At 68.7% G+C, this 22,905-nt stretch carries 19 protein-coding genes; 16 read left to right on the plus strand and 3 right to left on the minus strand.

Annotated features, from left to right (window positions below; genetic code table 11):
- The 4 genes from VNE60_02145 to VNE60_02160 all read left to right on the plus strand — a co-directional run.
- Positions 1-195: hypothetical protein (locus VNE60_02145; GenBank protein ID HVB30307.1), on the plus strand; the 195-nt coding region annotated here is incomplete at its 5' end.
- 207 nt (positions 196-402) lie between these two features.
- Positions 403-837, plus strand: coding sequence for a DUF6789 family protein (locus tag VNE60_02150; GenBank protein ID HVB30308.1), 435 nt, complete (start codon positions 403-405; stop codon positions 835-837).
- Positions 838-998: 161 nt separating this feature from the next.
- A complete protein-coding gene (locus VNE60_02155; protein ID HVB30309.1) occupies positions 999-1,625 on the plus strand; it encodes a MarC family protein in 627 nt (208 codons plus the stop codon).
- Positions 1,626-1,732: 107 nt separating this feature from the next.
- Positions 1,733-2,203 carry a PaaI family thioesterase gene (locus tag VNE60_02160; protein ID HVB30310.1) on the plus strand — a complete coding sequence of 157 codons (471 nt, stop codon included), beginning with the start codon at positions 1,733-1,735 and terminating at the stop codon, positions 2,201-2,203.
- 22 nt (positions 2,204-2,225) lie between these two features.
- Here VNE60_02160 and VNE60_02165 read toward each other — a convergent pair whose 3' ends face one another.
- A complete protein-coding gene (locus tag VNE60_02165; GenBank protein ID HVB30311.1) occupies positions 2,226-2,606 on the minus strand; it encodes a PepSY domain-containing protein in 381 nt (126 codons plus the stop codon).
- Between the two features lie 171 nt (positions 2,607-2,777).
- Between VNE60_02165 and VNE60_02170 the strand changes: the two genes are divergently transcribed.
- The 3 genes from VNE60_02170 (at position 2,778) to VNE60_02180 (ending at position 10,368) form a co-directional block, all read left to right on the plus strand.
- Positions 2,778-4,439: an alpha-L-arabinofuranosidase C-terminal domain-containing protein gene (locus VNE60_02170; GenBank protein HVB30312.1), complete on the plus strand. Its 1,662-nt coding sequence runs from the start codon at positions 2,778-2,780 to the stop codon at positions 4,437-4,439.
- A gap of 190 nt (positions 4,440-4,629) precedes the next feature.
- Positions 4,630-7,095 (plus strand): DPP IV N-terminal domain-containing protein, encoded by a 2,466-nt coding sequence (locus VNE60_02175; protein HVB30313.1) that lies wholly within the window; start codon positions 4,630-4,632, stop codon positions 7,093-7,095.
- 15 nt (positions 7,096-7,110) lie between these two features.
- Positions 7,111-10,368 carry a hypothetical protein gene (locus tag VNE60_02180; GenBank protein ID HVB30314.1) on the plus strand — a complete coding sequence of 1,086 codons (3,258 nt, stop codon included), beginning with the start codon at positions 7,111-7,113 and terminating at the stop codon, positions 10,366-10,368.
- Between the two features lie 125 nt (positions 10,369-10,493).
- Here the strand turns inward: VNE60_02180 and VNE60_02185 are convergent, their stop codons facing one another.
- The gene (locus tag VNE60_02185) at positions 10,494-12,884 is read right to left on the minus strand and encodes a DPP IV N-terminal domain-containing protein (protein ID HVB30315.1); all 2,391 of its coding nucleotides are present in this window, start codon (positions 12,882-12,884) and stop codon (positions 10,494-10,496) included.
- A 308-nt stretch (positions 12,885-13,192) separates the two neighbouring features.
- On the opposite strand from VNE60_02185, the gene VNE60_02190 reads away from it, so the two are divergent.
- The 4 genes from VNE60_02190 to VNE60_02205 all read left to right on the plus strand — a co-directional run bounded on the left by VNE60_02190 (position 13,193) and on the right by VNE60_02205 (position 18,372).
- Complete coding sequence (locus VNE60_02190; protein HVB30316.1) at positions 13,193-14,416, plus strand: saccharopine dehydrogenase family protein; 1,224 nt, start codon at positions 13,193-13,195, stop codon at positions 14,414-14,416.
- A gap of 99 nt (positions 14,417-14,515) precedes the next feature.
- Positions 14,516-16,207 carry a M28 family metallopeptidase gene (locus VNE60_02195; protein ID HVB30317.1) on the plus strand — a complete coding sequence of 564 codons (1,692 nt, stop codon included), beginning with the start codon at positions 14,516-14,518 and terminating at the stop codon, positions 16,205-16,207.
- Between the two features lie 148 nt (positions 16,208-16,355).
- Positions 16,356-17,822 carry a hypothetical protein gene (locus VNE60_02200; GenBank protein ID HVB30318.1) on the plus strand — a complete coding sequence of 489 codons (1,467 nt, stop codon included), beginning with the start codon at positions 16,356-16,358 and terminating at the stop codon, positions 17,820-17,822.
- A 118-nt stretch (positions 17,823-17,940) separates the two neighbouring features.
- Positions 17,941-18,372 (plus strand): pyrimidine dimer DNA glycosylase/endonuclease V, encoded by a 432-nt coding sequence (locus VNE60_02205; GenBank protein HVB30319.1) that lies wholly within the window; start codon positions 17,941-17,943, stop codon positions 18,370-18,372.
- Here VNE60_02205 and argJ read toward each other — a convergent pair.
- Positions 18,369-19,535 (minus strand): bifunctional glutamate N-acetyltransferase/amino-acid acetyltransferase ArgJ, encoded by a 1,167-nt coding sequence (gene argJ / locus VNE60_02210; protein ID HVB30320.1) that lies wholly within the window; start codon positions 19,533-19,535, stop codon positions 18,369-18,371. The genes VNE60_02205 and argJ overlap by 4 nt on opposite strands.
- Positions 19,536-19,744: 209 nt before the next feature.
- Between argJ and VNE60_02215 the strand changes: the two genes are divergently transcribed.
- From VNE60_02215 to VNE60_02235, 5 genes are all read left to right on the plus strand, one after another.
- The gene (locus VNE60_02215; GenBank protein HVB30321.1) at positions 19,745-20,272 is read left to right on the plus strand and encodes a hypothetical protein; all 528 of its coding nucleotides are present in this window, start codon (positions 19,745-19,747) and stop codon (positions 20,270-20,272) included.
- A 128-nt stretch (positions 20,273-20,400) separates the two neighbouring features.
- Positions 20,401-20,574 (plus strand): hypothetical protein, encoded by a 174-nt coding sequence (locus VNE60_02220; GenBank protein HVB30322.1) that lies wholly within the window; start codon positions 20,401-20,403, stop codon positions 20,572-20,574.
- 61 nt (positions 20,575-20,635) lie between these two features.
- The gene (locus VNE60_02225) at positions 20,636-21,004 is read left to right on the plus strand and encodes a DUF2784 domain-containing protein (GenBank protein ID HVB30323.1); all 369 of its coding nucleotides are present in this window, start codon (positions 20,636-20,638) and stop codon (positions 21,002-21,004) included.
- Positions 21,005-21,061: 57 nt separating this feature from the next.
- Complete coding sequence (locus VNE60_02230; GenBank protein ID HVB30324.1) at positions 21,062-21,895, plus strand: PPK2 family polyphosphate kinase; 834 nt, start codon at positions 21,062-21,064, stop codon at positions 21,893-21,895.
- Positions 21,896-21,898: 3 nt separating this feature from the next.
- Positions 21,899-22,903 (plus strand): CHAD domain-containing protein, encoded by a 1,005-nt coding sequence (locus tag VNE60_02235; GenBank protein ID HVB30325.1) that lies wholly within the window; start codon positions 21,899-21,901, stop codon positions 22,901-22,903.
- Positions 22,904-22,905 lie beyond the last annotated feature (2 nt).

Below are 22,905 nucleotides of genomic sequence, written 5' to 3' on the forward strand. Positions count from 1 at the left end.
GTCCGCGAGTGGCTCTCGCCCGAAGGCATGCGGTTCCGCGTGAACTACGTCGGGGGCTCCACCGCCCCGGCGGCAGGCACATTCGAGTTCATCTATCGGCGCGATCCCTATCCCCAGATCCTGCTTGCCGAGCAGACGCGCGTGGTCTGGTCCCGCGTGGCCGGGTCGGCGCCCGAGCGGCTGGCCGTCCGGTAGCAAAACTCCGCGGCCGAGCCACCCCCGGCGGGACCTTGGGGCCGCGCGGCGCATCCCCGGATAGCGTAAGGGATTGTCCTACAAAGGCTTTTCCTCCCCATTCGCTTGTTACAAAGATCGCCGGGCGTTTCTTGCGTGGCATTTCAAGCCGCCCCATATGATCCCGTCCTCAGGTGAAGCTCAACCCCCCCTTGTTGTGGAGGTGACATGGACACAAAACGCGCTGCGGCCGCCGGGGCGATCGCCACTGCTTCGATGACCGCGTTGTTGATGGTGGAGCCGTCAATTGGGCTGCCCAAGATCGCGATCGGCGAGATCGTGAGCAGCATGATGTCGGCGGTTTCGTCGCACATTCCCGTGGGCGCGGCGGGGGGATGGATCATCGACCTCGTGGTGGGGATCGTGTTTGCGTTGATCTATGCGAGCTATCTCGAGAAGCGGCTGCCGGGCGGGCCGCTCATGCGCGGTCTGCTGTTCGGCGTGCTCGTGTTCATCGTGGCGCAGCTGGTGTTCGCACCGCTCACCGGCAGCGGCGTGTTCTCGGGCGGAGACCTGGAGCTGCTCGCGGGCGGACTGTTGGGACACCTCGTATACGGCGCCGTGGTCGGGTACGTCTACGGCGGCGGGGCCGCAGCCGGCTAGCCGAATCGCCGGAGCCTTCTTTCCGGCTCCCGGGCGGGCGAGATTGGGAGGTGTCCGGGCGCCTGGAGCGCTCGGCCCCCAACCGTCGCCGTCATGCTCTCACGTATTTCCGAACTGTCTCGCGCGGCCGCGCCTGACGCTCGCCGCGCGGCGAGCCGCTGATGCGCGACTTCGCGCAGTTCGCGCTGATCACGTTCACGTCGATCCTCTTCATCGTGGATCCGATCGCGGCGGTGCCGTCGTATCTCGTGATCACGCAGAACGAATCGGCCATGGAGCGCCGGCGCACGGCGTTCCGGGCGTGCGTGGCGATGGCGCTCCTGCTCGTGGTGTTCGCGGCCGGCGGGCGGTTCATCTTCGAGGCGTTCGGGATCACGCTGCCGGCCTTCCGGATCGCGGGCGGATTGATTCTGTGGCTGGTGGCGCTGGACATGGTGCGCGCCAAGCGCAGCACCAACGAGGGGAGCGAGGAGTTGGCCGAGGGCCAGACCAAGGAGGACGTGGCGGTCACGCCGCTGGCCATTCCGGTGCTGGCCGGCCCCGGGGCGATCTCCACCGCGATGGTGCTGGCGGGCGAGGCACGCTCCTGGGCGCACGGGCTCGTGGTGTATGGATCGATCGTGCTCACCGCGGTCGTGTCCTACTTGACGCTCCGGGCGGGGGAGCGGCTGATCGAACTCATGGGCCAGACCGGCATTCGCGTGATGACGCGCATCATGGGCCTGCTGCTGGCGGCAGTGGCCACGCAGTTCATCATCACGGGGATCAGGGACAGCTTCGGCAAATAACTGCTGGTAGGAGGGTAGGGGGGTAGGACGGTAGTAGGTAAACGGCGTCCGCAGTCATCCGTCCTGCCCCCCTACTGTCCTACCGTCCTACCGTCTTAGTATTCGCCATGGACGCTGCCATCCAGGACTACTACCCCGACGACTTCGCGCACTGCTACGGCTGCGGCCGCCTCCACCCACACGGCATGCAGCTCAAGTCGCGGTGGGACGGGGCCGCTCCCGACATGGTGGCGCACTACACGCCGCGGGCCGATCAGATCGGTGTGCCGGGATTCGCGTACGGCGGACTGATCGCGTCGCTCATCGACTGCCACGCCATGGGCACGGCGGCCGCGGCCAGCGAACGCGCGGCCGGGCGGGCGATCGGACAGGAACCCGCGCCGCGATTCGTGACCGGGGCGCTGAAGGTGGACTATCTCAAGCCCACGCCGATCGATGCCGAGCTGGAGATCCGCGCGCGGGCGCGCGAGATCGGCGAGCGAAAGGTGATCGTCGACGCCACCGTCAGCGCCCGTGGCGTGGTGACGGCCAGAGGCGAGGTGGTGGCGGTGCGGCTGCCGCCGACCATGGTGCGGTGAGCCGCCCCGCGTACACGCGTGGCTAGAAGCCGCCGCCCTTCTTCTTCGGGGCGGCCTTCTCCTGCGCCGCTTCCTTGCGCTCATCGGCGGCCGACTCGTACTGCACCTTGCCCACCTGCTTTCCGGTGGCCGCATCGACATTGACCTCGGCGGTGCCGCTCTTGCCGGCCACCGTCATGTCGAACGAGTAGATGAGCTTGCCGCCCTCGCGCTCGAGTTCGAGCGCCTCGATCTTGCCTGCCGGGAGGATCGACTGCGCCGTGGCCACGGCCTGGGCCTCGGTGATCTTGGCGGCGCGGACGAGCGCCGGGGGCATGTGGCGCTTGTACGTGGGAGCCTGCTGCGCGCCGGCGGTGGCGAACGCGCCGACCGCGAGCGCGATGGCGAGGAATGGGTGCTTCATGCGATGTGCTCCATCTCGTGCATGGTGACCGCGTGCCGGCCGGGGTGCCGGCAGCGTATGTCCGAACGCTATCGCGGCAAGCTGTCCAGGCGATGACGGCCGGGCGCCTCTTGATCTTCGGCGCCGCCGCGCCCACGATTGCTGCGCCTCGACGCCCCATGGAGCTCCGGCATGGCCGACATTCCCCGAAGAGAATTCATGCGCTCGGCGCTGGCCGGTGGAGCGGCGCTGTTCCTGCCGCGCATCGCGCGCGCCGCCTCAGGGTTCGGCGGTCGGGCGCGCGCCGCGCTGGCCGACTCGCATATCGAAATTCTGCTGGACGAGCCGATCGGCACGATCGCCCCGGAGGTGTACGGCCACTTCACGGAACATCTGGGCGGCGTGATCTACGACGGCGTGTGGGTGGGGACGGACTCGAAGGTCCCCAACATCGGCGGCATCCGCAAAGCGCTGGTGGACGCGATGCGCGTGATCAGGCCGAGCGTGGTGCGGTGGCCGGGCGGCTGCTTTGCCGATTCGTACGACTGGCGCGACGGCGTGGGGCCGAGCGATCAGCGCCCCACGCGCACCAACTTCTGGGCGGGCGATCCGGGGCTGAAGGACGTGGCTGGCGGCCCGGCCAAGTACGACCCGAATGCGTTCGGCACCAGCGAATTCGCGCACTTTTGCCGGCTGATCGGCGCCCAACCGTACATGGCGGCGAACGTGCGCACGCTGCCGGCGCGCGTGTTCGATGGGTGGCTGGAGTACTGCAACGCGCCGGCCGGCGCCACCACCTGGTCCAAGGCGCGGGCGGCGGCGGGCGACTCGGCGCCATACGATATCAAGTATTGGGGCGTGGGCAATGAGGCCTGGGGATGCGGCGGCGACTTCACCCCGGAGGAATACGCCGAGGAATACCGGCGGTTCGCGGGCTGGGGGGTGCCGGAGTTCGGCGTCGATCTGCGGTTCATCGCGTCGGGCCCGAGCGGGGCCGACGTGGAATGGACGCGGCGGCTGATGGGCGCGCTGCGCGACCGGAACAGCCTGGACCGCGTGTGGGGGCTGTCCATGCACCACTACTGCAGCGCGCCCGACGCGGGCGCCGACGCGGTGGCGTTCGACGAGCGCGGCTGGTACGACCTGTTGGTGAGCGCCGACCGGATGGAGACGGTCATCGCCGCCGTCTGGGAGACGATGCGCGAAGCGGATCGGACCCATCGCGTGAAGCTGGTGGTGGACGAGTGGGGGGCGTGGCACAAGAGCGCGCCGATCGTGGATCCGAGCCATCTGTTCGAATCGCAGTCCACCATCCGCGACGCGCTGGTCACGGGCCTCACGCTCGACATCTTCCACCGGAATGCCGACAAGGTGGCGATGGCGAACGTGGCGCAGCTCATCAACTGCATCCATTCGCTGTTCTTCTCGCATGGCGATCAGTTCGTGGCCACGCCCAGCTATCACGTGTTCGCGATGTACGCCGCGCATCAGGGGGCGCAGTCGGTGCGCACGGAGGTGTCGGCGCCGCGGGTGGGGTGGGCGGCCAAGGACGGCACGCGGCAGAGCTTCTGGGGGCTCAACGGCTCGGCGTCGCTGGTCGGGCGCGACCTCACGCTCACGGTGACCAACGCGTCGCTTACCGAGCCGCGCGACGCCGAGCTCGTGGTGCGGGGCGGCACGGTGCAGGCGATGCGGGCCACGACGCTCGCGGCGCGCAGCGTGCACGACGTGAACAGCTTCGCGCATCCGGACGTGGTGGTGCCGGTGACGGCGGACCTGACGGCGCGGGAGCTGAACGGCGTGTACCGATTCCCGCCGGCGTCGGTGACGAAGCTGGCGATCCGGCTGGGGTAGCTGGCGGGCCGGTGCACCGTCCGTGCGGCGGGTCCGCGCCGGGTGGGGCGGGGCTCTAGCGCGGGTGGTGTACCGCGTGTCATATATTGGCCGACCGTATACAATATCCTTGCCCGCGCGGCGCCTCGGACTCGGTCCCCCGACGGCCCGCCGCCCGCCGCGCCACCCGCCCACCGATTCGGACGGCTCCATGCCTCACCGCCACGCTCGCCGCATCGCCCCGCGCGCTCTCCCGGCTGCGTACGTCGCGTTGGTCGCGCTCGCCCTCCTCGCCATGGCGCCGCCCGTTCGCGCCCAGGGCACCGCCGCCGACTACGCCCGCGCCGCCGCGCTCGATGCCCGATACCGCGGGCTCGCGCTCGACGTCATGGATCCGCCCGAGTGGATCGAAGGCACCGACCGATTCTTCTATAGAAAGACGGTGGCCGGCGGCTACGCATTCGTCCTCGTGGACGCCACCACCCGGGAGAAGCGGCCCGCGTTCGATCACGCCAAACTCGCCGCGGCGCTCTCCGCCGCCATGGACACCACCTTCACCGCCGTCACGCTGCCGTTCGCGCGCTTCACGTTCACGCCCGGCGAACGCGACATCGAGTTCGTGGACCATGGCTCGCTCTGGCGGTGCGCGCTGGCCGACTACCAGTGCCGCAACACAGGACCGGCCCTCAACGGACGCGGCGGCCGCGGCGGATTCGGCAACCGCGGCGTGGGCAGCCCGCCGTCGCCGTGGGCGCTTGACGCCGATGCCGACACCGACGCCGCGCCCGACGAGGGCCCGTGGAACGACGAGTGGTCGGCGGAGGAACTGGCCGAGGCGCAGCAGGCGCCCTCGCTGCGCGAGTCGCCCGACGCCAAACGATCCCCCGACGGGACGCGCGACGCGTACATCTGGAACTACAACGTCTACGTGCGCGCCGCCGGCGCCAGGTCCGGCACGGAGTTGAGCTACGACGGCTCCGAAGGGAACTACTACTCGTTCGCGTCCATCGAATGGTCGCCCGACTCGCGCAAGATCGTGGCCTACCGCGTGGAACCGGGCTACCACCGTGAAGTGCACTACGTGGTGTCCACGCCGCCCGACCAGCTCCAGCCCAAGGACTCGGTGCGCTTCTACCAGAAGCCGGGCGACCGGCTGGACGTGCGCCGTCCGGTGCTCTTCAACCTCGATACCCAGCGGCAGGTCGAGGTGAGCGACGCGCTCTTTCCCAATGCGTACAACGTGACGGTGCCGATCTGGTGGAAGGACAGCCGGGCGTTCACCTTCGAGTACAACCAGCGTGGGCACCAGGTATATCGCGTGATCGAGGTGGACGGCACCACGGGCGCGGCGCGGGCGATCGTGGACGAGCACTCCGACACGTTCATCGACTACCCGCGCGCCAACGGCAGCCTCACCGATTCCGGCCGGCAGTTCCGCTACGACATCGGCGACGGCAAGCAGATGATCTGGATGTCGGAGCGCGACGGATGGTGCCACCTCTATCTGTACGACGATGCCACGGGCCAGGTGATCAACCAGATCACCAGGGGACCGTGGGTGGTGCGCGCCGTGGACCGCGTGGACGAGCAGGCGCGGCAGATCTACTTCAGCGCCGGGGGCATGGACCCGGCCGAGGATCCGTACTTCCTGCACTCGTATCGCATCAACTTCGACGGCACGGGGCTGGTGTCGTACACGCCGGCCAGGGCCAACCACATCGTCTCGTGGTCGCCCGACCACAAGTACTACGTGGATCTGTACTCGCGGGTGGACCTGGCGCCCGTCGGGCAGCTGCGCCAGACCAGCGACCAGTCGGTGGTGATGGAACTCGAGCACGGCGACCTCGCGCCGCTCGTCAAGGCGGGGTGGAAGCCGCCCGAGGTGTTCGTGGCCAAGGGACGCGACGGCAAGACCGACATCTACGGCGTCATCTTCCGGCCCACCAACTTCGATCCGCGCAGGAAATATCCGGTGATCGAGAACATCTACGCCGGCCCGCAGGGCTCGTTCGTGCCCAAGAGCTTCCAGGTGCTGAACGGCATGCGCAACGTCGCCGAACTGGGATTCATCGTGGTGCAGATCGACGGCATGGGCACCAACAACCGCTCCCGGGCGTTCCACAACACGGCCTGGCACAACCTGGCCGACGCCGGATTCCCCGACCGCATTCTCTGGCACAAGGCGGTGGCCGCCCGGTACCCGTGGTACGATATCTCCCGCGTGGGCATCTACGGCACCTCGGCCGGCGGCCAGAACGCGATGGCCGCGCTGCTCTTCCACCCCGAGTTCTACCAGGTGGCCTACTCCGCGTCGGGCTGTCACGACAATCGGATGGACAAGATCTGGTGGAACGAGCTGTGGATGGGGTGGCCGCTGGGGCCGCAGTACATCGCCAGCTCCAACATGGAGAACGCCTGGCGGCTCAAGGGCAAGCTGATGCTGGTGTTCGGCGAGTTGGACACCAACGTCGATCCGTCGTCCACGGTGCAGGTGGTGAACGCGCTGATCAAGGCGAACAAGACGTTCGACCTGCTCGAGATTCCCAACTCGGACCACACGTCGGGCGGCGCCTACGGCGCCATGAAGCGTGATGATTTCTTTGTGCACAACCTGTTGGGGGTTGAACCTCCCAACCGCAATGCGGAAGTTCTTACGGCCAATCCCATCCAGCACTGACCCGGGACCCCACTCATGATCTCCCTTCGATACCGCGCACTGCTCGCCGGCCTGCTCCTCGTGCCGCTCGCTGCCTCGCCGTCGCTCGCGCAGCGGCGCGGACGCGGCGGCCCGCCGCCCGCTCCCCAACCGTTGCACTTCCAACTCGTCGGTCCCGCGGCCGGCGGACGCATCGCGTCGATCAGCGGCGTGCCCGGCGACACGGCCATCTGGTACCTCGGCTCGGCATCCGGCGGCGTGTGGAAGTCGGTGGACGGCGGGCACAGCTTCGGCCCGATCTTCGACAAGGAACCCGTGCAGGCCATCGGCGCGCTGGCCGTGGCGCCGTCCGATCACGACATCGTGTGGGCGGGCACCGGCGAAGCGTGGGCCATCCGCGACGCCGACGTCATGGGCGACGGCATCTACAAGTCCACCGACGCCGGCAAGACGTGGAAGAACATGGGGCTCGAGCACACGGGACGCATCGGCCGCATCCTCGTGAACCCGAGCAACCCCGACATCGTCTACGCGTGCGCGTTGGGCCGCGCCACCGGCCCGCAGCAGGAGCGCGGCGTGTTCCGCACCATGGACGGCGGGGAACATTGGACGCGCGTGCTGTTCGTGGACGAGAACACCGGCTGCTCGGGGCTCACCCTCGACCTGCACAATCCGGCCGTGCTGTTCGCCGGGATGTGGCAGGTGGTGATGCACACGTACGCCGAGCTGGGCGGCGGCGCGAGCAGCGGCATCTACGTGTCGCGCGACAGCGGCGCCACCTGGACGCACGTGGAAGACGCCGGGCTCCCGCATTCGCCGCTCGGCAAGATCGACGTGGCCGTGGCGCCGTCGGGATCCAACCGCGTGTACGCGCTCATCCAGACGCCTAACCAGGGATCGCTCTGGCGCTCCGACGACGGCGGGCACGCGTGGCACGTCGTGAGCTGGAACCGCCTGCTCATCGGACGGGCCGGCTACTACATCCATCTCGTGGTCTCGAGCGGCAACGCCGACGAGGTGTACATCTCCAACAGTTCATTCTGGAAGTCCACCGACGGCGGCAAGACCTTCCAGACCGAGCCGTGGGGCGGCGACAACCACGACATCTGGATGGATCCGCTCGATCCCGACCATTTCGGCCTCACGTATGACGGCGGGGCGAGCGTGACGACCACGCGCGGCCGCACGATGACGCGGATCACGCTGCCCAACGCCCAGATGTACCACGTGGCCGTGGACAATCAGGTGCCCTACTGGGTGTACGGCAACCGGCAGGATGACGGCACGATGCGCGGCCCGAGCGACGGCATGGAAGGCAACGACTTCCCCGGCGCCACGCGCATCATCAGCTTCGACAGCGCCGGGCAGGTCGCCGCCGGACGTGGTGGGCGCGGCGGTTTCAGCGGCTTCGGCGCGTACGGCCGCGGCGGGTTCGGGGGCACGCGCACGACGACGTGGGACCACGGCCTGGGCGGGTGCGAGTCCGGGTTCACGATTCCCGATCCCACCGACCCGAACATCGTGTGGGCCACCTGCTACGCCAACGAGGTGTCGCGCTACGACGCGCGCACCGGCCTGGCGCGCGCCGTGAGCCCGTGGATCCATACGCTGGATTGGGCGCCCAACGACGCCAAGTACCGGTGCCATTGGACCCCGCCGCTGGCCATCGATCCGTTCGATCACAACACCGTGTACTACGGCTGCCAGGTGATCTTCAAGACCAGCAACGGCGGCCAGAGCTGGAGCGTGATCAGCCCCGACCTGTCGACCAAGGATCCGAGCCGCATCATGTCGTCGGGCGGACTGGTGGGTGACAACCTCGGCCAGTTCGCGGGCGAGGTGGTGTTCGCCATCGCGCCGTCGTCGATCGAGCGCGGCCTGATCTGGGCCGGCACCAACGACGGCAAGGTCTGGAATACGCGCGACGGCGGCAAGAGCTGGAACGACGTGAGCAAGAACGTCGGGATGGCGCCCTGGGGCACGGTGCGCGAGATCTACCCGTCCACGTTCGACGCCGGCACGGCGTACATGACGGTGGACTATCACATGATGGACGACCGCAAGCCGTACATCTACAAGACCAGCGACTACGGCAAGTCGTGGACCAGGATCAGCGACGGGTTGCCGCAGAACCACCCGCTGGACTACGCGATGTCGGTGGCCGAGAATCCGAATCGCAAGGGCATGCTGTTCGCGGGCACGGGGCACGCGTTCTACTACTCGATGGACGATGGCGCCCACTGGACGCACTTCGACACCGGGCTGCCCGCGTCGCCGGTGACCTGGATCGTGGTGCCCAAGCTGTGGCACGACGTGGTGGTGTCCACGTACGGCCGCGGCGTGTTCATCATGCACGACATCACCACCCTGGAGCAGGCCGACCAGGTGCCGGCCAACGCCGACGCGTACTTCTACGTGCCGCGGCCGGCGTTCCGCATGCCGCGCAGCGGCCAGGCGGAGTTCCGCTATCTCCTGCGCCAGGCGCCCACCGATTCGCTCACCCTGCAGATTGCCGACGCGAGCGGCGAGGTGGTGCGCACGATGAAGATCCAGGGACGCCGCGGCGAGAACGTCGCGTCGTGGGATCTGCAGTACGACGGGCCCGACCAGGTGGAGTTGCGCACCGTGGCCCCGGATAACCCGCACATCTTCGACGAACTGCGGTTCAAGGGCAAGGACACGCGGCCGGTGCTGCACTGGGGCATCGAGGGTCCGGTGCGCAATGGCCCGATGGCCGTGCCCGGCAGCTACTCGGCAACGCTCGTGGTGGACGGCAAGCGGTACACCCGGCCGTTCGAGCTGCTGGCCGATCCGAAGATCGCCAGTTCGCAGGCCGACCTCGAGGCGTCGCTCAAGGCGCAACTCCGGATCCGGGGCGACATGAACGAGACGGTGAAGATGATCAACCGGCTCGAGGTGATGCGGAAGACGCTCGAGGATCAGCAGGCGGCGGCGGCCGGCGACGCACCGCGCCGCGAGGCGCTGGCGGCGATGGACCAGAAGATGCTCGGCGTCGAACTCCGGCTGCTGTCGCACGAAGATCTGAACAGCGACGACAAGTACTTCGTCCAGGCGGACAAGGTGTATCTCAACCTGGTGTGGCTGTCCGCCGAGGTGGGTCTGGGCGGCGGCGACGTGGCCGGTGGGGCGGACTACAAGCCCACCAACACGTCGATCGAGGTGCTGCAGACGATCGAGAAGGATCTCGACGCGGCCAAGGTGGCGTACGACGCGCTGATGACCAACGACCTGGCCGCGTACAACAAGCTCACGGGAACGAAGATCATTCCGTGATCAGGGCGCGGTAGGCCGTGGCCCGTGATCCGCGGGCCGCGTACAGTGGAAAATGCACAGCGGGGAGTGGGCGGTGATCCGCCCACTCCCCGCTGTCCGTCTGCTGTCTGCCGTGTACTGCGGCGCTATCTTCCCCGTCCGAACGCGTTGGCCGGCGGCTTCATCAGATATTCGTGCGGCGGCGTGGCGCCCATGAGATACCGGACGAAGTAGTCCCACCGGCGGCGCGTCATGTAGTTGGTGGCGTCGCCGTAGCCGTGCGGCTTGTTGGGGATCATGATCAGGTCGAAGTCCTTGTTGTACTTGATCAGCGAATCCACCACGAGCAGCGTGTTGTACGGGGGCACGTTGTTGTCCATCGTGCCGTGCGCCAGGAGCAGGTGGCCCTTGAGGTTCTTGGCCACCGACTCGTTGGACTGCGCGTCGTAGCTCCAGGTGCCGTCGGGGAGCTTCACGTCCAGCCCCTGCCACTTCTCGCCCCAGTCGTCCTCGTACTCCGCCTGGTCGTGATTGCCCGACTCGGAAACGCCGACCTTGAAGAAGTCGGGATAGCGGAACATCGCGTCGGCCGTGGCCAGCCCGCCGCCCGAATGGCCGTAGATGCCGGCCCGGGAGATGTCGATGTACTTGTAGCGCTGGGCGAGTTGCTTCATGCCCGTCACCTGATCGGGCATGCCGCCATCGACGCCCATCTTGCCGTAGTACTCGGCCTGGAAGGAGTGCGAGCGCATGGGCGTGCCCATGGCGTCGATCTCGACCACCACGAAGCCCAACTCGGCCAGGGCCTGATCGTCGCCGCGCGCCGGCGTGAAGCTGCGCGTGCCCACGCTGCCCGTCTGCGGGCCCGGGTAGATATGGTTGACGATCGGGTACTTCCTGGCCGGATCGAGGTGCGTGGGCGTGAACATCAGGCCGTACAGATCGGTCTTGCCGTCGCGCGCCTTGACGATGATCGTCCGCGGCGGCTTCCAGCCGGTGGCGAGCAGGCGCGAGATGTCCTCCTTCTCGAGATGGGCCACGAGCGTGCCGTTCTCATCGCGCAGCACCGACACCGCCGGCGTCTGCGGCGTGGAATAGGTGTCCACGAAGTACCGCCCATCGGGCGCCAGCTGCACCGTGTGATTGGCGCTGTCGGGCGTGAGCGACCGGAAATCGGAGCCGTCGAACTTCACGCTGTAGAAGTGCACGAAGTACGGGTCGCCCTTCTCGCGCCCCGCGGCCGTGAAGAAGATGCGGCGGTTGGGCTGATCCACGCGCAGCACCTGGAGCACCTTCCAGTCGCCGCTCGTGATCTGGTTCTTGAGCTTGCCGGTGGCGAGGTCATAGAGGTAGAGGTGCCCCCAGTTGCTGCGCTGGGAGTACCAGATGACCTCGTTGGACGTGGGCAGATAGTGCCAGTTCACCATGTCGAAGCCCGACTCGAAGAAGTCGGGGACCTTCTCCTCCATGATATCGCGCACGGCGCCGGTGGCGGCGTCGGCCACGCGCAGATTCTCGTCGCGATGGTCGCGCGACGTGGAGAGGAACGCCAGCGTCTTGGAGTCGGGGCTCCATTCGGCGTCGGTGAGCGTGCCGCCGCAGGAGATGTCGTCGCAGATCGAGGTGCGGTGCTGATCGGGGGGCATCTGGAGGCGGGTCACCTTGCCGTCGTCCACGTTGATGATCACGCGCTGGATCATCGTGATGATGCTGTCTCCGGGCAGCGGGTACTTCCACGCGTGGAGGATGGGATGGCCCACGCGGGTCTCCACCAGATACATGTCGCCATCGTTGCGCTGATCCTGCTGGTAGGTGGCGACCTGCTTGGAGTCGGGCGACCAGAGGACGATGGGGCGGTCGCTGCTGGTCCAGCCGGCGTTGTCGGTGGCGTAGCCGAAGTTCTCCACGCCGTCGTGCGTGAGCTGGGTGACCTGTCCGGTGGCGATGTCGCGCACGTAGAGGTTCCAGTCGCGGATGAACACCGCCTTGGTGCCGTCGGGGGACAGGGACTCGGGCGGCTGGCCGGGCGCGCCGCCGCGGCCTCGACCGCCGCGCCCGAGCGCGCCGCGTCCGCCGCGGCCCGTGGCCGCGCCCACGTCGGCGCAGTGGTTGCCGCCCACGTCGCAGCTGTAGTGCCGGGCGCCGGCGTCGAACGACACCGTGCGGCCGTCTTCGGAGAGGTCGATGCTGAAGAAGGGCAGGTGGTTGGCGTCGTACGAGGTGCCGGAGGCCGCGGAGAGCGCGGCCGCGACCTTTGCCTGGTTGAACGCCGGCTCGCGCGTGGCGTGGGCCGGGTCGACGAGGATGAACTGCTCTCCGTTCGGCGTCGTGGTGCGGTACCAGAAGCGGTCGCCGGAGAGCCAGGTGGGATTCACCGTGCCGCCGAACACGAGCGAGCTGGTGTAGTAGCCCATGAACTTCTCGGCGCGGGCGTAGTCGGCGGTGGTGATGATGCGCGGCTGTTGGGCGGCGAGGCTCCGGGGAGCGGCGGGGGAGAGCGCGACCAGCGTCGCGAGAAGCGTGACTCGATATCGCATGTTGATCCTCAATGACTTCGACTGGAGGCTGGGCCGTATTGGGAGGCGGCTGACGGCCTGAACATGAACGGGGAGCAGGGGTTGGGCAACTGCGCGGGCCGGAAGGGGTTGCGTAATGAAAAGTACTCTGCATTGTAAAGTATACTCGAACTCGCCCCCGATCTCCTGGAGGATCCATGGCGCGCGCGTGGTTCAAATGGGTGGCGTCCAGGACCGGCGGCCCCGCGCGGCCCGACTGAACCGCGCCACGTTACATTCGACGCTACCATGATCGCACTCCTGCCCCGGCACTCCCGCTGCCTCCGCGCATGACGCCCCGCGTGCTGCTGCTCGGTCTGGGCGCGCAGGGCCGGGCCGTGCTCTACGATCTGATCCACGGCGACGAGACCACGCGGGTGGTGGTGGCCGACGCCGACCCCGCGCTCGCCGAGTACCTGGCGCGCTACCCGGCCTCGCGCGTCACCGGCCACCGGCTCGACGCGACCGACGAGGCGGGGGTGTCGGCGCTCATGCGCGACGCGGACGTCGTGGTCGAAGCGCTGCCGGGTCCGTTGGCACTGCCCATGGGGCGGTTGGCGGCCGCGTGCGGCGTGAGCCTGGTGAGCAGCATGTACTATCGCGATCCGCAGGAGGCCGATCCGGCCCGGATCGACGCCACCGAACGCGCCATCGCCGAGGTCCACCGCGCGGCCGCGGCCGGCGATCGGATCATCCTCACCGAATTCGGACTCGATCCCGGGTTGGATCTGATCCTCGGCGCGCGCGCGCTGCGCGAACTGGATGAAGTGCACGAATTCCACGCCTACGGCGCCGGCATTCCCGGACCGAACGCGCGCGACAATCCGCTGCGCTACAAATTCTCCTGGTCGGCCATCGGCGTGATGCGCTCGTACCATCGGCCGGCGCGGATCATCACCGGCGGCCGCGCGGTAGACATCGATCCCGCGGCGCTGTTCGAACCCGGCCGTCATCACCGGCTCGACGTGGCGGCCGTGGGGGCGCCGCTCGAGTGCTATCCCAACGGCGACGCCGTGCACTACGCCGAACTGTTCGGCCTGCGTGGCACCGTGCGCGAGATGGCGCGCTACACGGGCCGGCTGGCCGGCCACTGCGCGTTCTGGGACGTGATGGTGAAGAGCGGGTTTCTGGACCGGACGCCGGTGGCGGTGGGCGGCGCGCGCGTGGTGCCGATGGAGTTCACGGCGGCGCTGCTCGCGTCGCAGCCGCAGTTCCAGTTCGCCGACGACGAACAGGACATGACGTTCATCCGCGTGGACGTGCGTGGCCGGCGGGCCGGCCGCGGCGCGCGGGTGATCTACGATCTGGTGGACGTGCGCGATTTCTCCACCGGGCTCACGTCCATGCAGCGCACCGTGGGGTTCACGCTGGCCCGGGGCGCGCGCCTGATCCTGGAGGGCGCGCTCGATGGACGCGGGGTGTTGACCCCGCTCGACGTGCCCTACGACCTGGTGTTTCCGGCGCTGGAGCGGCGCGGGATCCACGTGACGCGGCAGGAACTGGCCTGGGGGTGAGGGGCGGGTCCCCTTGCGCGTGGTCCGGCCGCGCGGAGATTCTGGCGGTGGGGTCTCACCCTCCGTCCGATCCCTCCTCCCTCCTTCCCCACTCGCCACGTGCGTACGCTCTCCGCATCGCTCCTCGCGCTGGCCGCGCTCGGCGCGGCCGCCTGCCGCCCCTCCGGCTCATCCACGGCGGGCACCGACCCGGCCGTGCTCAAGGCCGCGCAGGCCATCTCGGCCACCGCGCTGCTGCAGCACATCAAGGACCTGTCGGCCGATTCCATGGAAGGCCGGGCTCCGGGCACGCCCGGCGAGGCCAAGGCCACCGCGTACATGGAAGCGCAGTTCCGCGCGCTCGGTCTCAAGCCTGGCAATCCCGACGGCAGCTACATCCAGAAGGTGGATCTCATCGGGTACACGTCCACGCCGTCGGTGAAGATCGTGGCCGGCGGCAAGACCGTGCCGATGAAGAATCTGGACGACTACGTGGCCGGATCGCGGCACGATCGTCCCGACGTGAAGATCGACAACTCGGGCATCGTGTTCGTGGGCTACGGCGTGGTGGCGCCCGAGTACGGATGGGACGACTACAAGGGTGTGGACGTGAAGGGCAAGACCATTCTGATGCTCGTGAACGACCCGCAGGTGACGCTGCCCAACGACACCGCGCAGCTCGACACGACGATGTTCAAGGGCAAGGCGATGACGTACTACGGGCGGTGGACGTACAAGTACGAGATCGCCTCGGCCAAGGGCGCTGCGGCCGCGATCGTCATTCACGAGACGGGGCCGGCCGGCTACCCGTGGGGCGTCGTCCAGGGGAGCTTCTCCGCCGAGCAGTTCGACATCCCGTCGCCGGACGCCGAGAGCCGCGTACCGGTGGAGGGGTGGATCACGCTCGACAAGACGCGGGAGCTGTTCCGCGACGCCGGATTGAATTTCGATTCGTTGCAGGAGGCGGCGCGCCACAAGGACTTCAAGCCGGTGGCGCTCAACGCCAAGGCCAGTTGGGACGTGAAGGTCAAGGTGCGGACGATCGAGTCCAAGAACGTCGTGGCCAAGATCGAGGGGACGACGAAGAAGGACGAATACGTGGTGTACACGGCGCACTGGGACCATCTGGGGCGCGACACCACGCTCAAGGGCGACCAGATCTACAATGGCGCGTTGGACAACGCGAGCGGATCGGGCGGGCTGTTGGAGATCGCCAAGGCGTACGCCGCGCTCGCCACGCCGCCCGAGCGGTCGATTCTCTTCCTGTCGGTGACCGGCGAGGAGAAGAACCTCCTGGGCTCCAGATACTACGCCACGCACCCGCTGTATCCGCTCAACAAGACCGTGGCCGACATCAACATGGACGGTCTGAACCAGTGGGGCCGCACCAAGGATCTCACGGTGATCGGCTTGGGCAATTCGACGCTGGACGATGTGCTGACGAACGTGCTCGCCGCCGACGGTCGCGTGGTGCGTCCCGATCCCGAGACCGAGAAGGGCTTCTACTACCGCTCGGACCATTTCTCGTTCGCGGAGCAGGGAGTGCCGGCGCTCGACCCGGATGCGGGGATCGACTACATCGGCAAGCCGGCCGGGTGGGGCATGAAGAAGCGGGATGAGTACACGGCCAACGACTACCACAAGGTGAGCGACGAGGTGAAGCCGGACTGGGATCTGTCGGGCGCCGTCGAGGACCTGCGGGTGTTCTTCCGCGTGGGCGATGTGGTGGCCAACGCGCCGGGCATCCCCCAATGGAAGCCGGGCACGGAGTTCAAGGCGCGGCGCGATTCGATGATGGCGAAAATGCAATAGCGCGGCGGTGGACGCCTCCGCCGCCCGGCGGTAGGTTCACCCCGGCCTCACTACCACTTCACCTCCCTACCGGATGACCATGAAACGAGCAGCGCTACTTCTCGCCGCGGTCGCGATACCCGCGGCGGCCTCTGCCCAACGAGGCGGCATGATGACGATGCCGGACACGGGGGCGATGGCCGCGATGCACGCGCCCGCGCCCAAGGAAGTGCACGTGACCACCGAGCATTCGATCACGATCGGCGGTCAGCGCATCGACTATGACGCCACCGTGGGCTCCATCATCCTCCGTGACGCCAAGAACGAGCCCACGGGCGAGCTCTATTACATCGCCTATAGCAAGCGCGGCGTGACCGACGAGTCGCACCGGCCGCTGATGTTCGCGTACAACGGCGGGCCGGGCTCGTCGTCAATCTGGGTGCACATGGGACTGCTCGGACCCAAGCGCGTGGACATTCCCGACACCGCGCACGCCCCGCCGCCGCCGTACAAGCTGGTGGACAACCAGTACAGCATGCTCGACAAGGCCGATCTGGTGTTCATCGATCCCATCGGCACGGGGTACAGCAAGCCGATCGGCAAGGGCAAGGGCTCCGACTTCTGGGGCGTGGACCAGGACGCGAGTTCGTTGGCCCAGTTCGTGAGCCGCTACCTGAGCGAGTCGGGCCGCTGGAACTCACCGCGCTACCTGATGGGCGAGAGCTACGGCACCACGCGGTCGGCCGCGCTCTCGGCGGTGTTGCAGTCGCGGTACAACATCGATCTCAACGGCGTGATCCTGCTGTCGTCGGTGCTGGATTTCCAGACCATCACGTTCGATCCGGGCAACGACGAGCCGTTCATCATGTACCTGCCGTCGTACGCCGCCGTGGCCTGGTACCACAACGCGCTGCCCAACAAGCCGGCGCAGCTGCGGCCATTCCTCACGCAGGTCGAGCAGTTCGCCACGCACGATTATGCCGAGGCGCTGCTGCAGGGCGACAAGCTCCCGGCGGCCGATCGCGCCACGATCCTGGACAAGTTGCACGAGTACACGGGCCTCAGCCGCGATTACATCGACAAGGCCGACCTGCGCGTGACGGCGAGCCAGTTCGAGAAGGAGCTGCTCCGCGAGCACGGGCTGGTGCTGGGGCGGCTGGACGCGCGGTTCACCGGCGAGACGGGCGACCCGCTGGCCGAGAACGCCGGCTACGATCCGCAGTCGGCCGACATCAGCTCCGCGTACACGTCGCTGTTCAACCAGTACATGCACGACGATCTGAACTTCGGCAAGGACATGATGTACGCCACGAGCGGCAACGTGAATCCGTGGGACTGGAAGCACGGGTTCGCGCGCGGGTGGCCGGGCCACACGAACGTGGCCACCGACCTGGCCGAGACGTTGACCGCGAATCCCAAGCTCCACGTGCTGCTCAACGCCGGCCTGTTCGACCTGGCCACGCCGTACTTCCCCGCCGAGTGGACGATGGACCATCTCGGCGTGCCCAAGCAGGTGCGGGCCCAGATCACGATTGCCGAGTACATGTCGGGGCACATGGTGTACGTGCACGAGCCGTCGCTGGCCGAGTTCAAGAAGAACGTCGCGGCGTTCATCGATAAGACGGCAGGACAGTAGGACGGTAGGACCGGAGGACGGATATCCGGCACGAGAATGCCGCCTGCCATTCCGGGCAGGCGGCATTCTCACATTCGCGGTACTGGGCGTCGAGGGTGTGCCGCGCCATCATTCCCCTATGCGACTCTGGAGTCTCCACCCCCGATATCTCGACGCTGCAGGCCTGGTCGCCGTGTGGCGCGAGGGGCTGCTCGCGCGAGCCGTGCTGTCGGGTGCCACCAAGGGATACACACATCATCCGCAGCTCGAGCGGTTCCGCGCCGCGCGGCGGCCGGTGGCCGCTCTGGACAGCTATCTGGCGGTGATCTGCGACGAGGCCGACCGCCGCGGCTACCGGTTCGACCGCGGCAAGCTCGGCGCCGCGCGTACGCGCCAGCGCCTGCCGGTGGCCCGCGGGCAGCTGGCGTTCGAGTGGAAGCACCTCACGGCCAAGGTGCGCAAGCGCCGGCCGGCCTGGCTACGCGAGTTGCGCGCCGTGCGCGCCGTGCGCGCGCACCCGTTGTTCCGCCCGGTGGCGGGCGGCGTGGAATCGTGGGAGCGTGGCGCCTAGCTCGAGTAGTACGCCGCGTTCTCGTCGATGTAGCCCTGCGTGAGGTCGCAGCCGTAGGCGGTGGCGGTGGCGTCGCCCACGCCGAGCGCCACTTCGAGATCGACCACGTCGCGGCCCAGCGCGGCGCGCACTTCGGCGTCGTCGAAGTCCACGCGCGCGCCGGCCCGCACCACGGCGTGCCCGTTGATGAACGCGTCGGTGGTGGCGGGATGAATCATGCAGTCGAAGCACTTGCCCACCGCCATCAGGATGCGGCCGACGTTGGGATCGGCGCCGAACACCATCGTCTTGATGAGGGGCGAGTTGACGAGCGTCTTGGCCACGCGACGCGCCTCGGCGTCGGTGGCGGCGCCGCGCACGATCGTGCGCAGCAGGTGCTTGGCGCCCTCGCCGTCGCGGGCCAGCGTCTCGGTCATCCGGATGCAGCCGGCCGTGAGGGCCTCGACGAATGCGTCCTCGGGCACGGCGCCGGCGAGCCCGTTGGCGAGGATGGCGCAGGTGTCGGACGTGCTGGTATCGCTGTCCACGCTCAGCATGTTGAACGACACGTGGACGGCCCGACGCAGCATGCGGTCGAGCGTCGGCGCGTCGAACGCGGCGTCGGTGAAGATGTAGGCGAGCATCGTCGCCATGTTGGGCTCGATCATGCCCGAGCCTTTGGCCACCCAGGTGATGGTCGCGTCCCCCACGCGCACCGAGAGCGCCTTGGGGTGGGTGTCGGTGGTCATGATGCCGTGGGCGCCCACGAGCGGATCGTCCTGCAGTTCGGCGCGCATGCCGTGCATTCCCTGCTCGATCTTCTCGATCGGGAGCGAGACGCCGATGACGCCGGTGGAACTGACGAGCACGCGCCCCGGGTCGCAGCCCACCTCGGCGGCGGCCGCCGCCGCCATCCGCCGCGCGTGCTCCAGCCCCTGCGCGCCGGTGGCCACGTTGCTCACCTTGCTGTTCACGACCACGGCCCGCAGGCGGCCGGCTTTGATGGTCTCGCGGCCCAGCACGACCGGCGCGCCCGGAAACTGATTGCGCGTGAACACGGCGGCCGCCGCGGCATCCACGTCGCTCACGAACAGGGCGAGGTCCTTGCCCTTGGGCTTGAGTCCGATGTGCCGACTGGCGCAGCGAAATCCGCGCGGAAACTCGGGGCGGTGGTGGAACTCCATGGCGCGGGTCGGGGCGGCAGGTGGTGGCGGATGGGACGGGAGCGAAGGAGGGGGAAGATACCGCCGGGGTTGGGGAGGGCGCCACCGAACGGCGTCTGCGGAACTATCTTTCCAGCCGCGGCTTCGCTGCCCGGCGCTGCGCGGGCCGGGCGGCGCGGCCTCGCGCGTTCACGTCCCCAGCGCTTCGGGCCATGGTCCGAGAATCGTCCGTGCATTCCGTGTACCTCATTGACGCCAACGACCGCGTGGCGTGGGTGAACGACGCCTGGCGCGCGTTCGCGGCCGAGAATGGCGCGCCCAGGCTGGCCGACGGCGTGATCGGCACGTCGCTCTGGCCATACCTGGCCGGCGCCGAGGCCGAGGCGATGTACCGCGTACTGTTCGACCGGGTACGGGAAGGGCGGACGATCGTCGTGCCCTACCGGTGCGACGCGCCGGCGCGCATGCGGCGCTTCGAGCTCGTGCTCACGCCGGCCGCTGCGGGCGCGGTGGAGTGCGCCACGCACGTCCTGGGCGAGTGGGCGCGCCCCACGGTCCCCCTGCTCGACGCGGCGATTGCGCGGACGGACGAATTCCTGCACATGTGCGGCTGGTGCAAGCGCGTCGATCTCGGAGAATGGGTGGAAACCGACGAGGCTGTGCGGCGGCTGGGCCTGTTCGAGCAGGCCTCGATGCCGACGATCACGCACGGGATCTGCCCGGAGTGCACGGACCGGGTGATGGCGCAGGTGGGGTGATCGGGCGCCGGCGTGCCCACGCCGGATGGGCCGGGAGTCGCTAGATTCCACAGAACCGGCCGCCCCGCCGGTCCTCTGTGGTTGGGAGACCCGCAGGCGCCCTGCACCGGGCGTGGAGGACGACGCATATGGACGAGAAGCAGCTGCTCGCGCTGGCCAAGAAGAACGCCGCCAAGTCGGTGGCCCCCAAGGGCAAGCGTCGCACGTACGACGCGGCGCTGGACGCCACCCGTGGGCCGGAGACGGACGACGACGAAGACCGGAAGCACTTCTTCAAGGAAATGAAGCGGCGGGAGTTCTAGCCGCGGCCCGGTCGGCCGCGGGCGTGTGGCGGCCGCCCGCAACCGGCATGAGGTCCGTTCCATGTGGTATCGCCTGCTCGCCGACCTGATCGTCGTCGCGCACGCGGGCTTCATCGCCTTCGTGATCGCGGGGGGCTATCTGGCGCTCCGTTGGCGATGGATGCCGTGGCTCCACCTGCCGGCCGCTGCGTGGGGGGCGGCCATCGAATTCTGGGGCTGGATCTGCCCCCTCACCCCGCTCGAGAACCAGCTGCGCGCCGCCGGCGGCGCGGCCGGCTACAGTGGGGGATTCATCTCCCATTACCTGATCCCGCTCATCTATCCGGCCGGCCTGACGCGGGGGATCCAAATGGGATTGGGGGCGGCGGTGATCGCCGCGAACGTCACGGCGTATGCCATCGTCTGGACGCGGCGGCGGACTTCCGTCTAAGATCCACATGGACGGCGGGCGGCACACCGCCCGCGGCGCGCGGCGAATGCCTGCCGCGTGCGTACCGCCGACCTCCAACTCGGACTCGTGATGTCACTGCACGCCGTCACCGCTCGCACCACCCTCCGGCTGGCCAGCCACGCCGCCGCGCCGCCCGCCGGCACGCCCTCGGGCGAGGCGCTCGACGACGAGATCCGCGAGCAGGTCACGCGTCTTTCCAAGTTGCAGCGCGTGTTCTACGCCGACGCGCGCCACGCGCTGCTGATCGTGCTCCAGGGTCGCGACGCGGCCGGCAAGGACGGCACCATCCGGCACGTCTTCAGCGCCGTGAACCCGCAGGGGTGCGAGGTCACCAGCTTCAAGCAACCCACCGACATCGAGGCCCGCCACGATTTTCTGTGGCGCGCGCACGCGCGCGTGCCGGCGCGGGGCATGATCGGCATCTTCAATCGGTCGCACTACGAGGACGTGCTCGTGGGGCGCGTGCGGCACCTGGCGTCCCACGCGGTGTGGGCGGCGCGCTACCGCCAGATCAACGACTTCGAGCGGATGCTCACCGAGAACGGGGTGGTCATCCTCAAGTTCTTCCTGCACGTGTCGCGCGACGAGCAGAAGCACCGCCTCAGGGACCGCCTCACCGACGCGACCAAGAACTGGAAATTCCGCGCCGGCGATCTGGAGGATCGGGCCCGCTGGAGCGGCTACACCGCCGCCTACCGGGACGCGCTCCGCCGCTGCAGCACACCGTGGGCTCCCTGGTACGTGGTGCCGTCCGACGACAAGAAGGTGCGCAACTGGCTGGTGGCCAGCGAGATCGTCCGGACGCTGGAGGGGCTCCGGCTGCGATATCCCAAGGCCGATCGCGCCGTGCGGTCGCTCAGGATTCACTGACCGATGTCCACGGCGCAGCTGACGCCCGAGCTGCTGGCCCAGCCGGCCCGGCGCGCCGCGCGGGTGATCGCGCGCGCGCTGCTCGACGACGTGCGCGCCGCGCATGCCCGCCTCGGCGCGCCGGACGCCGAGGCACTGCACGATCTGCGCGTGGCGCTACGGCGGCTGCGCACCTGGCTGCGCGCCTGCCGGCCCGTGCTCGACGACACGGTGGGCCGCAAGTCGCGGCGCGCCTTTCGTACGCTCGCTCACGCCACCAACGCGGCGCGCGATGCCGAGGTGGCGCTGGCCTGGCTGCAGGCGCAGGCGGGGCTTCCCCCCGCCGCCGGCGCCGGGCACGCGCATCTGGTGGAGCGGCTGCGCGGCGAGTGCGTGGAGAGCGCGGGGGCCGCCGCCACGTACCTGGCCAAGCGGCTGCCCCGCGCCACGGAGCGGCTGGCGGACGAACTCGATCGTTACTGGCGCGAGATCGCCGTGGACGATCCCGAGCCGGAGCCACCGATGGCGGCGTTCATGGCCGGGCTGTTGCGACGGCAACGCGCGCGGCTCGCCCGGGCGCTCCGGCGCGTGGGATCGGCCGAGGACGTGGCGCCTGCCCATCGCGCGCGCATCGCCGGCAAGCAACTGCGCTACGTGCTCGAGCCGCTCGACGCGGACCCGCGCGTGGCCGAGCTGGTGGAGCGGCTCAAGGTCCTGCAGGACGGGCTGGGTGAATTCCACGACGCGCAGTTGCTGGCCGAGCGCATTCTCTCGGAAGTGGAGCAGATCGCGGGCGCGATCGCGCACCGCCGGGCGGTGGCGCTCGTGGAGCCGGAGTTGGCGCCCAGGTCGGCCCGGCCGTCGCGGCGCGGACTGCGCACCGGATTGCTGGAGGTGGCGCGCCGCGCGCACCTGCACGGCGACGAGGCGTTCACCCAATTTCGCCGCGACTGGAGCAAGCGTCAGGCGGCGCAGGCGCTGCGTCTGATCGACGAGTTGGCGAACGATCTGGCGCCCTCGGGCGAGTAGGC

The organism is Gemmatimonadaceae bacterium (genome assembly GCA_035533755.1).
Classification (GTDB): domain Bacteria; phylum Gemmatimonadota; class Gemmatimonadetes; order Gemmatimonadales; family Gemmatimonadaceae; genus JAGWRI01.